The organism is Candidatus Tisiphia endosymbiont of Beris chalybata (genome assembly GCF_964026555.1).
Taxonomy (GTDB): Bacteria; Pseudomonadota; Alphaproteobacteria; order Rickettsiales; family Rickettsiaceae; genus Tisiphia.
Genome location: NZ_OZ032159.1, coordinates 808,409 through 821,614 on the forward strand (window position 1 = coordinate 808,409; position 13,206 = coordinate 821,614).

Below are 13,206 nucleotides of genomic sequence, written 5' to 3' on the forward strand. Positions count from 1 at the left end.
TCCTTCTCCTTAAGTCTTAGACAACTTAAGTTATAGGACTTTGATCATGCGTTATCCACTGTTTTTTTCCTTGTTAACCTTTATGTCATGTACTGAGGGTTTTCATATAATCCTTCAAAATTCTTTGGCTCAGCCCATTGCGATATTTGTTTTTCTAACGAGTTAATTGCTTTAACTGCTTGCTGGATTTTAGTTAGATCAATTTCATTTAAATCGTTTATTAACTTAGCTAAAGTTTTTTGGGGATCTTTAGGATCATTTACTTCAACAAAAATAAACTTCAGCCATTGTTCATGGGCATCATAAGAAACCAATTTTGCTGTGAAAGTACTAAGTATTTTAGCCATAGATGGGTCCTGGCTTGAGCAAATGCGCGCGCAGAATTCATTCCATTTCTTGGTAGTTTCTTTTTCGTGGAAATCTCTATTTAATAGATAATCTCCTAGTCTTAAATTGTCTATTAAATGTTCTTTAGCTTCTTCAGTAAGGTGCGGATTTAACTTTTTTGCTATTTCCCTATATTTATTTGCTTCTAAGATTTGAGCTAAAGAATTGCCACCACCTATTATTAAACCTTCAAACTTCTTGAGAACATCAAAATATTCTATATATATTTTATTTTTTTGTATTTCACTTAATTTATCTGGCTCTAGTGTTTCTATCTTATTAAGTAGCAAATATAATTCACTACCAATTATCATCGCTTGTTTACCTAAATCAGGATTAATTATTTTTTTTTCATTACTCTCTAGAATTGTTCTTAAAGTGTAGCCAAGTTTTTGTCTACATTCCCCATTCTCCTGACCAATCTGAAAAGTAGTTAGTTTGTTAATGTTATCACGCAGTATTAAGGCTTTATCATCCGATATGGAAATATCATCATCTTTCCTATACTCAAAAGCCGTAGCAACAATTGATAATAGTTTTTCAAAACTCTCTGAACTGCCAGTTAGAGAATCTAATATTACCTGGCCAACATTTATATCTAACATTGAGTCGGTTGATAGTGGGGTTATCTGTACTCTGCCTGCTTCAGAAAAATCATATTTTAAGGCAGTTATATAATTAGATGCAGATGAGCCATAAATTCCTTTCACTAACACCTCTTGTTCAAACAACTGTTTTTCAGTAACATTTGCATACTCTGGTGGTAGTTGATAAATTTTACTGTGTTGAGGATCAGCAATTAAGGGTAGCGTAGAATTTCCGCGTAATAGTTTTTCTACCCTACTCGTATCTTTTACCTGCATTACTACTAAACCTTGACCCAGAAAAAAGCCAGAAGCATGTGAAAGTGCCTCTTCCCTATTTTGAACAATTATAGCTTTAATAGCAGATTTATCGCTTATCGCATTATATTTACTTTCAGCCTGATCGCAATTATCGGCAAGTACTAGTTGGTTCATATTAGTAATAAAGGCTGCACTCTTAATCTCTAGAGTTATTACCTGCAGACCATTAATAATTTGCAACTTATTTTTAGCTAAAAATTCTGGTGATATTGTTGAAGGAATACGTCCCTTCTGGCTTCCTTCTGGTATTGCCCTGCCTTGTACTACATTAATAACATGATCCTTGCCACTTTTTATAGCTGCAGGACTATAGATGTATTCTAGATCTAACCTTATACCATACTCTTGCTCTAGATATTTAAATAATTCTTGCATATATAGAGGAACTAACTGATTGCCTAGTGAAGGAGAATATTTTAAAAGCGCATCATTCTCTACTTGCTCTAATTCTACTTGCTTCTGTCCCGCGATATTACTTATCTTAGGTTTATCACGAAACGGTTTAGCAACAATTTCTGCCCGTACTATTCCATTATTACCAAGATTATAAGTATCGCATGGTGCTTTACTATTTACCACATATTCCCCATGACCAGGTGCTACTTGCACTTTAACTGTATCACCATCAGTATAAGCTACCCCAGAGTAAACTTGGCTGTAGCCATTGACTCCTTCTCCCACCATTTCTTGCAATACTACCCCACCGCCTGGTAGTTCAAGTATTGATTCATTAGCTGGATCATTTGCTAGACGTTGATTAAAAGACTTAGCGCCAAAAAAAGAGGCTAAAACCTGACCAATTGCCCTAGATCTACCTGCATTACTGGCATCACACGGCAAACTTTCATTACCACCAGGATTAGCCATATCGGCCCTATCCTCATGCCGGCCGCTACTCCGAGCCATTTCTATTATCTCAGGTGACCCAGGACTTTCTAACGGAAATTCATGAGCATTAAAACAGTTGGTAATTATCTTCTGCAACTTAAGGAAACATTCTTCACTCTCAGCGCTTAAAGTACCTGCCACTTGCTGATTCTTAATACTAGTTTTGGCTTCTTCCCAAGAATAATGCCACGTAGGTACATAATTATCTAAATGTTGATATAATTCTTTTTCTCCTACCAGAATAAACTTCGGCACTTCTGCCTTTATCCCGCTACCTGTTAATTTGATAGATAATTCATTTAATCTTTTACCTATTGCAGTTTCGTTAAATTTTGCTACCACATGGCCTAATTTAATTAAATTAGCCGCTTTATAGCCATACAACTGCGCATCCTTTTCTATTTGAGAATCAGCATAACTAGGAGTCTGTTGGGTGCCAGCAGCTTTATTTTCTACAATTTCTTCTTTAGACATTTTGTATATCCCTCATTTTAGATTATCTTATTCCTTAAACAATTAACATAATACAACTTATACCAAGTCCCATTCGCTAGTGTACCATTCTTTCTGTAAATTTAATTTAGGTAAGCAAGAGCAAAATTAAGTGTAACAAATTATTGCAAAGCGATATACCCATCATGAATGATAATGCTTAAAATAACGGAAAAATAGTCTATTACAAGTTGTATGAACAATAATTTAAATCCAGAAGAGATCGAGCGTCTTAGGAAGCGTCACAAGACGGAGAAGAGTAGAGATGTATGCGATAGGATCAAAGCCGTAATTTTGCGAGATAAAGGCTGGAGTGAAGCGAAAATAGCGGAAGCCTTACTAACGCGAGTTTAGGATAAGGAGAGTTGAGAGAAGTAATAAGAAAGGGTTTTTCAAATCAAAGATGTTGAGTTATAAGAAATTTTTTAAAGAAAATCAAGATAACTCAACATGAAGAAATGTATCACAACAGTATATTATTTAATAGATAATTTTTGTAAAATTTATCAAGAATGGGAAGGTAAGAAGTTGATTGTTTCTGATAGGAAGCGCCAAAGACAAGGAAGTTTAACTCTTTGTGAATTATTAACTATAGTATTATATTTTTATTTATCTCCTTGCAAAGATTTTAAAAATTATTACTTATACCATTTACCCTATAAATATCGAGGTTATTTTAACTTGCCAAGCTATAGCCGTATAATTCAGCTGTGGCCTAGGCTAATACTACCATTAGCAATATTAATGCAATTATTAAGAGGAGAAGATACAGGGATATATTTCATCGACTCTACAAAATTAGCAATTTGCCATAATAAACGTACAGGTAGCAATAAAGTATTTGGTAAAATTGCTAAAATTGGTATGAGTAGTTATGGGTGGTTTATGGGATTTAAATTACATTAGACCTCTTGCATAACCTAATCTAATTGGTAATTTTGTCGTCGAAACTCCTCTCTGTTCCTCACGTACGTCTATGTACGCTGCGGTACTCGACTTCGTTTCTCCTAAAAATTCTTCAATTATCTTTAGGTTATGCAAGAGGTCTATTAAAAAACTTAGCTTGAAATTAGTTACTTCTGCTAATCCTCCTTTGTTCTTATCCTAAACTCGCATTTACTAGACTCAAAGATATTACTTTAACTTATGACATTTTTAACCAATTTAATAGTTGTGGGTAAAGATATGACTTTATAGTATAGCTTATGTCATTATGATACATACACGATAGTATGCGGAAAGCATAGTAGTCGTGCACACTTGAAGATAAATACCCTGTACACACCTTAATAGTCTATGCTATACGCTGCGCTTCTCGACTTTGATCCTCCTCGCTCTTCTTGAAGTTGATTCTATCGTCTACCAACTCTTCAGTTACGAGCAGTATAGATTGTCTTATGCAGGTAATCAAAAATAGTTACGACGCAAAAACTATATTGACCTTTATATTTTCTCCTTCTAACACTTGGCCATTTAAGGAAAATTCTTTAACAAATTCTATTTTATCGGCGGAAGTCACATTTTTAAGATCTGATATTAAACCTTCAGGTAATTTTTCTCCTATGATTTCTAGTAAGCTTATATCAGCTTTTACGGACAAATTCATTCCCGCTTTAGCTTTTCGCACTAAATCCAATATTTTTATCAATTGTTCTGAATGCCTTATCTCTATGTCGGCCAAGGGATTTTCAGTTTTAGGCCAATTACCTCTAGAATGGATAGAGTTCTTGCTATATAAAATTTGCCAGATTTCTTCTGTTACATGCGGGATAAAGGGAGCTAATAATTTCAGTAAAATTTGTACTGCCTGATATAAAGTAGCTATAGCACTATGTTGCCCCTTATCATCTAAACCTTCTTTATTATAAGTTCTAGATTTAGTTATTTCTAAATAATTATCACAAAATACTGCCCAGAAGAATTTCTCTATTAAATCTATACTATGTGCATATTCATAATTTTCCATGTAGGCTTCAACTGTATTCACCAGCTCGTTTAATTTAAATAGTAACCACTTATCAAATTCATGGCAAATCCTTGGCTCTAGCTCAGAAGGGGCAGCAACTTGATCTATCAATTCCAGTTTATCAAAATGCATAGAAGCAAATTTGCAAGCGTTCCACAATTTATTAACAAGCCTTTTGCCATTTTTTATTACGTCTTCCGAATAGGCGCTATCTGCCCCCAACCTAGATTTAGCACTCCAATAGCGTACTACATCAGAACCATATTGGGCCAGCAATTCTTCAGGGACAATAATATTTCCTTTAGATTTTGACATTTTACTGCGATCGGCTGCTAGGCACCATCCGCTCACCATAATATTATACCAAGGCAGCGTGTTCTCATGTAATTGTGCTTTTAAGATAGTATAAAAAGCCCAGGTCCTAAGAATTTCGTGAGCTTGGGGCCGTAAATCTGCAGGAAATATTTTAGTATGACGTGCTAGATCTACACTAAAATTTTCTGAGATCCCATGACTGCTTAATTGCGGAGAAACCGCACTGGTTGCCCAAGTATCCATAACATCATAATCTGCCTCTACTTCTTCCCGAAGATAGCCAGTTGGCAGATCGACAAGAGGATCAACAGGTAATTGCGTAATATCAGCAAATAAAGGTTTCCCTTCTTCTCCTACTTTTTTTGAATACCAAACAGGAAAGGGCACCCCAAAATAACGTTGACGACTTATGCACCAATCCCAAGCTATGCTACTTATCCAATTCTCTAATTTGATTTTCATATTTTCAGGATACCAATTCAGCTCACGGGCCCGTTGCATTAAAATATCTTTATGCTTTATTGTATGCACAAACCATTGAGGGGTAGTAAGTATTTCTAAGGGAGCACCGGAACGTTCAGCACATTTAACCGTTTGAGTAATTTCTACTTGATTAATTAATAAGTTTTCTGCTTGTAAGATTTCTATAATTTTTCCTCTAGCATCTTTTATTTTGAATCCGTCAAGCTGACAATAAAAAGGAGAATTAGAGAATTCACTTGGTAAATTAATACAACCTTTCTTATCTACAATAATTTTTAAAGGAAGCTTATATGTTTTCCACCAACTAATATCTGTGGCATCGCCAAAGGTACAACACATAACAAGGCCAGTGCCTTTATCTATTTGTACTAAATCATCTGCTAAAATTGGTACTTTATTACCAAAAAGTGGGGTGATAGCAAAATGCCCTTTCAGGTGACTGTATCTTGGATCATTCGAGTTATAAAATATAGCAACACACGCGGGTAGCAATTCAGGCCTGGTGGTAGCTATAATAATCTTATGGCTACTATCAGTATAAAAGACGATATCATACATCACGCTAGTTCTTTCTTTATCCTCAATATCTGCTTGCGCTAAAGCAGTACCATCTACTGGGTCCCATAATATCGGTTGATTGTTACGGTAAATTTCTCCCTTTTGTATTAAATCTAAAAACGACATTTGAGATATTTTGCGGGATAACGGGTTAATAGTTTGATATTCCAAGTTCCAATCAACTGATAAAGCGATTTGGTTAAATAGAGCCCGAAATTTTTCTTCCTCTGAAATAATGACGTCCCGGCAAATATCAATGAATTTATGTCGCTCCGTATCGGTAGCTTTAATTTGCTTTTGTTTTTCAACTAATCGTTCAGTAGGCAAACCATTATCATCAAAGCCTATAGGGTAAAAGATATTTTTCCCTAGCATTCGCTTAAACCGGACAATAAAGTCTACTTGAGTATAGCTATATACATGCCCAATGTGTAATTGGCCAGATACAGTAGGTGGCGGCGTATCTACTATAAAACTATTTTCTCGCGTATCATTAGGATCCCATAAATATATTTTTTGTTCCTGCCAAAATTTTTGCCATTTTTTTTCACTTTCTATGAAGTTATAATGTTTTGGAAATTCTGCCATAATGAAAATTATATAATTAAATTAAGCAAAGATATATCATAGTTACCGTAAGATGCCAATTAGATAAACTTTAATTATACTACTCGTCTTTCAAAAATTGTTTTTTTATTTTATCATGGACTCACGTGCTCACATACTAGCATGTACGCTGCGCGCGCTCGCCATTTAAAATAAAATCCAATTCTTGAAGTATGAGCAGTATATAACTGCAATATAGTAAAAACAATGATAAGTAAGATATTTTTATTATTAAAATTAATGAGATTGCCTAACCCTACTGGATATATGGCTTCATTTTTTCCAGCATATTTTGGATTATTCCTGACGACAACCTCCAATCAAGAGCTAATACGATTACTAATATTATTTTTTTTTGGAAGCATTATTACTAGAGGAGGTGGATGTATTATTAATGACATTTGTGACAAAAATTTAGATAAATATGTATTCAGAACTAAGGATAGGCCGTTAGCGAATGGTTCTCTTACTGTTAAAGAAGCTTTGGTCTTTTTAGCTGTATTATTATCTTGTTCTTTAACCATTTTATTATCATTAAATAAAACCTCTATTTATTTAGGTTTTCTTGCTTTTATCCTAATAATTTTATACCCATTAATGAAAAGAATTATTTACCTACCTCAAATATTTTTAGGGTTGGTATTTAATTTTGGCGCTTTAATTGGTAGTAGTGCAGTAATTAACAGAATTTCTTTAGAATCGTTTATTATGTATGTTGGTTGCTGCTTCTGGACTATAGGTTACGATACTATCTATGGCTTTATGGATATAAAGGATGATAAAAAAATTAAAGTTAAATCTATGTCAATTCTTTTAGAAGAGAAGAATTACCTATGCCACTTATATATTTATTATACTATTTTTATAATATTATTCTTATTAGCTAACGCCCTTGCCCATACACATCTTAATTACATAGGAGTATTAATCGCCTATATTTTATTAATGTGGCAAGTAACAACTTTAAAAATCACTGATCCAAATAATTGCCTGGCTAGGTTTAAAAATACCAATTATGTAGGGTTAGCGCTGGCGTTAAGCTGCTTAGGGGAGCGGATAAATTATTAACATTTTCCTAAAATTCTAATATTTTTTACAATAAAATTAATTATTTCCATTGACAGGCTTTTTGGGGGTAGGATAGAGTAATTCTTAAGGCATCAATCTGGTTTTTTAATTTTATATAAAGGAGTTTACAATTTAAAAATCTGCTATATAAGTTTAAACGGTTTAACTCGAACCATAACTTTAAACAAAAGATAAATAAGGCAGGTATATGTATGTCCAAAGCACTACTACAGGAAAGCGCAAGAAGCAGTTCACTTAAAAAATCCCGTGGCTGCGTAAATTTTGCATCTCTAAACATAGAGGAAGATGCTGGCAAGAAGGAAATTAAAGGAACACCATACTCAAATTTAGACGTTCAAGCACCAGCTGGAGCTGGGCCAATTGCTGTATATATGAAGCCTATATTTTATCTCCCGCCGTTGGAGGAAGTGGTGCAGGATTTAGGGGCCACTAAGGATATGTCATAGAAAAGTTAGATAAATTAATATTAATATGCGATATGAAAATATTTATTTTCATATCGCATAGAGGAGTATAGAGGCGTAATATTATAAAACTTTTTTAAGAAGTATTTACAAATTAACTCTGAGCTTTAAGCTACCTTGGTGGGCAATATATTTTTTACCAAGGTCAGCGTTATAGGCTACCCCATATTCCATCATTCTATATTTAGCAGTTAAGCTAGTACCGACGTTATAATACCTTCTATTAGGGTTAATTATCTTGCTATCTAGTGGTCGGTCTAATCCTCCTAGCCTCGCTTCGACTACAGGAGATTTTCGTTTAAACGCATAGTTAAAATAACCATGAAATTCTGGTATTAGTGCTATGTCATTTAATACTACAGAAGTTAAAGCTCTAAGCCCTACTAAGCTCTCTAGTTTATGGTAAGTTCTTTTTTGATAAATTATATTTTGAAAGGAGGTACCTGTTTCCTGATGCCTGGAGTCAGCAAAGTGGGAATATCTTAACCCTAGCAGAGGAGTGAGCACTAATTTATCACTAGCTCGATAATTATACCCGGTCAGTAATTTACCTCCACAATAAGTGGTTTTATACTTACCAATAGCTGTTTCCCTAATAGCCCTATTAGCCCCAACCCCCATTAGCCGTCCTTCAAAATTCTTCACCTGGGTTTTCCCATAAGAAAATATTCCTTCAATCAGCCAGTTGCTTGGGAAATTATATGAGCTGTATAAAGAGAAAATATTAACTTGTCCTTTGGTTTTATCCCCAACTTTTTGATTCTTATAGGACATTTTAGTATTTAACCTACTATATGCGGCGCCAATAAGGAGATTATCATTGATAAACGTATCAATTCCAAATACCCCTCCCATTGATTTTAATTTATAGCCACTCGCCCCTTCTTTCATTTTTTGAGTAGCATATCCATATAAAGGAGAGCCCCAAATTCCATATTGACTTGATTCCTCCTCTCCTGCGCCAATAGTTCGTTTTTGCGAAGTTGCCATTCTGAGAGTAGTATGGTTACTAGTTTGTAGTATGCCGTCTTCTGTCATTTCAGCGGAGTGATGAGGTAGGGTTTCCTGACCGTTTGGTACTTCTGAGTTATGTAGCTTGACCATACTTTCGTTAGCCGCATTTTGATCCTTGATTATAAAGCCTAAACTATTTTTGTACTGTCCAGCTTCACTATTTGGATCTGCGTTAACTAGTTGGGCAATAAATTGCTGCTGCTGCGGCACAGCGCTTCTAGCAGTGCGTAGTAAAACTGGATTTGATATATCCTGAGCACGTAATGTTAAAGTGCCAGGCTCAATTACCCATTTTACAAAATGATTTTCTTCATTGATATCTAAAGTAATTTTATCCTCATCAACTGTAGGTACATCACCATCACTCACAATCAGATTATGTCGCGTATCTTGAGGCAGGTTATTAATATCAGAACGTGCGGTTATTTTAATAAGCATCTTCTCTACGCCTGTTAAGTCCATGGTTGCGGTGTCTTGCATTTTAATATGGCCACCAGTTAAAGTGGAAGTATCATAAAAAATATTGATTTTTAACTCTCCTGCTAATACTGCATCCCCTGCATACCTTAGTTGATTATTACCAAGATCTAACGTTAAATTTTGAGCATGTAAACCGCCAGCGGCAGTTATAGGATTCATTATAATTATATGAGAGTTATTAGCAGTAATATTAGTTGCGGAAATGTTCCCTTCTAATACAGTCAATTTTCCTGGAGCGAAATTGAGGTGAGCCGCGTTATTTACTTCCTTCTGAAACCATGTATCGCCTGTGCAATTAATGCGCCCATTATTAATTGGACTTTTAACCAAAGTGGAAGTTGTAAAATTTATAGTACTATCTGCTGCTAAGTTAAGTCCGTTAGGAGCATCAATCACTGTATTAAAATTCAAAGACTGCGTGGCTCGTGGCAATGCAATATCATCTACAATTGATGCCGCTATATCTTTAGAGCGTGGTTTAGTACCAGCAAAAGTTACATTTTTTCCAGGTGCTACTCTAATAGTATGAGCATAAACATCTCCTTGGACTTCAGAATTACCTTCAAAAATTACCTCAGATAATTTTAAGTTACTTGATCCTAATTCATACGAAGAGTTACCATCTGCTTTAAACAGTACTTTACCGGTATTATCCGCTGCTGTAGATAGGTTTGAATGAAAATTATTACTATTAATAGTAATTAAGTTATCATTTTGTAACTGGACGGTTTTTAACTTATTAGTATTTGAGCCAAACGGTACCGTTAGAGTATCAAAATCCTCCGCAAGCACTAAGGTATGAAGATTATTGCCGGTAGTAGCAACTCCTTCAGTTATAGTAGCTGCTTTAAGTAACGTTAAAGTTGATTCTTTATCACTAGAAAATAATATCTTTCCTACTGAAACCTGTTCAGTAACTTCTACATCTTCATTAGCTACTTCTATGGTTTGTATTGGATTAATATCCCCAATTTTACTATTAACAACAATATTACTATTATTATTAAACTTAACTGTACCTTGGTTATCTGCAAGACCTTTAATATTTTTAGCTGTTATACTTTTAACAAATATAGCAGTTGCTTCATTACCTATCATTATATTATTTGCATTGACTTTATCCTCAAAAATATTGCTCCCCTGCTGCACTTGGATATCACCAACCGGATTATCAGTACTTCCAACTATGCCATTAATTTGATTAATTGCGCCTCCTCTAAATGTTAAATTAAGGGGCTGACCCCCTGTTGAATTAACGCTTCCTTCTAGAGTAAAACCAGGATTAAAAGATAGAGTATTGCTACCATTTCCTTGAATTTCATCAATCTTATGAGCGCCGCTAATGAGCGATACATCGCCTTTCCCTACTATTAGTTTTCCTAAGCCTCTCACTACCCCTTTTTCAATGCTTCCAGTACCTAAAAATGTTATCTCTCCGTTGCCAGCTTCTTCTGGGCTACTAATATTACCTACTATCTTTTGCCCATCGGCAATAATTAATTTTACAGAATTACTAAGTAGGTCTATTTTATTAGTAAATAGAGAGCCTCCTATATTGAGGATACCTAGATTTTCAATATTTATATGAGCGGCACGAACATTTTGTAATAAATCTACTTGCTCAGTTGTATTAAAATTTGCGCTATTGAAACGTGCATTACTACTCCCAATATTTTGTTCTATTTGACAAGCTCCTAAAATTGTCAATATTCCAGGATTCTCGCGACTTGAAACAATATTTTCACGAAGTATAATTTTTTTCTCGCTTTCGGGATCAGTAATATTGACCATAGGATCGATTATCAATTCCCCCTGAACTGTTATTTTGCCTACTCCATCATAAATATTTGCTCCTACCTTGAATCCATGTTTATCTTCAGTAGCTGAAGTACCACTAAATCTCAGTATTTTACCAGGATTTATTACGATAGGTACAGTTCCCTTGGAGATAGAACCAATAGTGATATTTTCCTGAACTACTATGGCCTTAGGGTTATTCCCACCTAGATTAATGGCCGGAATAACCCTATCCTTCACGTCAGCCACCAGTGCGTGATCCCCCTTATAAGTAATTGCTGTCTTATTCGAAGGAGCATCAATATATAGAGCATTGGTATGATCTACTGGTTGCGCTGGGTTCATATTATTAATAAGATCTCCTCGTTGATCTATCTGCTGCCAGTTGTGCAGATCGGCAATATCAGTTAATTTACCATTATTTATTAGCGCTGCCCCCTCTGGCGCCCGAACATCAGAGGTTGCTAGTGCTGTAGAATAACTACTAAGGGCTGTTACAATTGCCATAATTGATGCTTTAGTAAATAGACTTTCTGCATAAGTCAATCTACTGGGTGATTTTGTTGTCAAAACTTGCCTCTCCTCTTCATGTACATTTGAGTACGCAGTTCGGCTCGGCTTCGTTTTTCCTAAAAATCCCTCCACTATTTTCGACTTATACAGAAAGTCTAATAAATTCTTATGAAGCTTGTTTCTATTCATATTTAACCTTTCTATGTTTGTATTTATTAAAGAATATAGCGGGGTAAAAGTATAGATTTAGAAAGTAAAAAATATAGAAGTATTAAAAACTTAAAAATTCCTTATTACTTATTGCAAAACCTTAGAGCAATAACGCTACAATTCAATTTGAAGTAAAACAATTACCTTACAAGGGCTATATTCAGTTCTTAATGATAGACAGGTTTGAAACCATATTTGTATTAATAGTTGCTAAACCTTTAATTTTTAGTAATAAAATATAAATAAAGTTTAAAAACAGTGATAATAATGTTACAATAATGCCTATTATAAATAAGGAATAAGTATTGACTTAAAAAGTTCAGGGTAATATAATGCCGTCTTAACATTTGTTTAAATTTATGGGATATTTTTCTATGTTCGCAGTTATTAAAGCAGGCGGAAAGCAATATAAAGTCGGCAAAAATAGTGTTATAAAAGTAGAAAAAATTGATGGTGAAAAAGGAGCAACGATCCAACTTGATCAAGTGTTGATGTTAGGGGAAGATTCTAAACCTTCATTTATAGGTACTCCAATGGTTAAAGGAGCTCTCGTTACTGCAGAAATTACTAACCAGTGTAGAGATAGTAAAATTATTATTTTTAAGAAAAAGCGACGCCAGAACTATCGTCGTAAGGCTGGGCATAGGCAGGAATTGACTGAGCTAAAAATATTAGATATTACCAAACAATAAGAATAGATTAGGAAAATTACAAAATGGCAACCAAAAAAGCTGGTGGTAGCTCCAGAAATGGTAGAGATTCGGCTGGTCGTAGACTAGGACTGAAAAAATCTGATGGACAATATGTAATACCAGGTAACATAATCGTTAGACAGCGTGGGACTAAAATTCATCCAGGCAAAAATGTGGGGCTTGGAAAAGATCATACCATATTTGCTTTAATTGAAGGTATAGTAAAGTTTTCTACGAAAAGAGACTACAAAATAGTAAATATTGTATAGTAAAAGAAAGGCAGTAATTAAAATTTAGCTGCGTAAAGCATGAGAATGAGTGTTACAAACATGATTATATCAATTCTT

Annotated in this window: 8 protein-coding genes and 1 pseudogene; 5 read left to right on the plus strand and 4 right to left on the minus strand. The window is 34.5% G+C overall.

Annotation, left to right across the window (positions count from 1 at the left end; all coding sequences use genetic code 11):
• Window positions 1–80 precede the first annotated feature (80 nt).
• Window positions 81–2,654 carry a PEP/pyruvate-binding domain-containing protein gene (locus AAGD44_RS03865; protein WP_341763463.1) on the minus strand — a complete coding sequence of 858 codons (2,574 nt, stop codon included), beginning with the start codon at window positions 2,652–2,654 and terminating at the stop codon, window positions 81–83.
• 468 nt (window positions 2,655–3,122) lie between these two features.
• Here AAGD44_RS03865 and AAGD44_RS03870 point away from each other — a divergent pair.
• A pseudogene (locus tag AAGD44_RS03870) lies at window positions 3,123–3,575 on the plus strand (transposase); the annotation flags it as partial.
• Here AAGD44_RS03870 and AAGD44_RS03875 read toward each other — a convergent pair.
• Complete coding sequence (locus AAGD44_RS03875; RefSeq protein ID WP_341763464.1) at window positions 3,570–3,713, minus strand: palindromic element RPE1 domain-containing protein; 144 nt, start codon at window positions 3,711–3,713, stop codon at window positions 3,570–3,572. The pseudogene AAGD44_RS03870 and the gene AAGD44_RS03875 sit on opposite strands and share 6 nt — an antisense overlap.
• Before the next feature lie 376 nt (window positions 3,714–4,089).
• Window positions 4,090–6,582, minus strand: a complete 2,493-nt coding sequence (locus AAGD44_RS03880) for a valine--tRNA ligase (protein ID WP_341763465.1) — start codon at window positions 6,580–6,582, stop codon at window positions 4,090–4,092.
• A 225-nt stretch (window positions 6,583–6,807) separates the two neighbouring features.
• Here AAGD44_RS03880 and ubiA point away from each other — a divergent pair, with 225 nt between their 5' ends.
• Both ubiA and AAGD44_RS03890 read left to right on the plus strand, forming a co-directional pair.
• Window positions 6,808–7,668, plus strand: a complete 861-nt coding sequence (ubiA, locus tag AAGD44_RS03885) for a 4-hydroxybenzoate octaprenyltransferase (RefSeq protein ID WP_341763466.1) — start codon at window positions 6,808–6,810, stop codon at window positions 7,666–7,668.
• A 212-nt stretch (window positions 7,669–7,880) separates the two neighbouring features.
• Window positions 7,881–8,135 (plus strand): hypothetical protein, encoded by a 255-nt coding sequence (locus AAGD44_RS03890; RefSeq protein WP_341763467.1) that lies wholly within the window; start codon window positions 7,881–7,883, stop codon window positions 8,133–8,135.
• A 105-nt stretch (window positions 8,136–8,240) separates the two neighbouring features.
• On the opposite strand, the gene AAGD44_RS03895 is transcribed toward AAGD44_RS03890, so the two are convergent.
• Window positions 8,241–12,146 carry an autotransporter outer membrane beta-barrel domain-containing protein gene (locus tag AAGD44_RS03895; RefSeq protein ID WP_341763468.1) on the minus strand — a complete coding sequence of 1,302 codons (3,906 nt, stop codon included), beginning with the start codon at window positions 12,144–12,146 and terminating at the stop codon, window positions 8,241–8,243.
• A 395-nt stretch (window positions 12,147–12,541) separates the two neighbouring features.
• On the opposite strand from AAGD44_RS03895, the gene rplU reads away from it, so the two are divergent.
• Together rplU and rpmA are read left to right on the plus strand one after the other, a co-directional pair.
• Complete coding sequence (gene rplU / locus AAGD44_RS03900) at window positions 12,542–12,859, plus strand: 50S ribosomal protein L21 (protein ID WP_341764677.1); 318 nt, start codon at window positions 12,542–12,544, stop codon at window positions 12,857–12,859.
• Between the two features lie 23 nt (window positions 12,860–12,882).
• The gene (gene rpmA / locus AAGD44_RS03905; RefSeq protein ID WP_341763469.1) at window positions 12,883–13,128 is read left to right on the plus strand and encodes a 50S ribosomal protein L27; all 246 of its coding nucleotides are present in this window, start codon (window positions 12,883–12,885) and stop codon (window positions 13,126–13,128) included.
• Window positions 13,129–13,206 lie beyond the last annotated feature (78 nt).

Coding starts and splice junctions, on each gene's coding strand:
- rpmA (WP_341763469.1), top strand. CDS start 12,883: ATGGCAACCAAAAAAGCTGGTGGTAGCTCCAGAAATGGTAGAGATTCG.
- AAGD44_RS03895 (WP_341763468.1), bottom strand. CDS start 12,146: ATGAATAGAAACAAGCTTCATAAGAATTTATTAGACTTTCTGTATAAG.
- AAGD44_RS03890 (WP_341763467.1), top strand. CDS start 7,881: ATGTCCAAAGCACTACTACAGGAAAGCGCAAGAAGCAGTTCACTTAAA.
- AAGD44_RS03880 (WP_341763465.1), bottom strand. CDS start 6,582: ATGGCAGAATTTCCAAAACATTATAACTTCATAGAAAGTGAAAAAAAA.
- rplU (WP_341764677.1), top strand. CDS start 12,542: ATGTTCGCAGTTATTAAAGCAGGCGGAAAGCAATATAAAGTCGGCAAA.
- AAGD44_RS03865 (WP_341763463.1), bottom strand. CDS start 2,654: ATGTCTAAAGAAGAAATTGTAGAAAATAAAGCTGCTGGCACCCAACAG.
- ubiA (WP_341763466.1), top strand. CDS start 6,808: ATGATAAGTAAGATATTTTTATTATTAAAATTAATGAGATTGCCTAAC.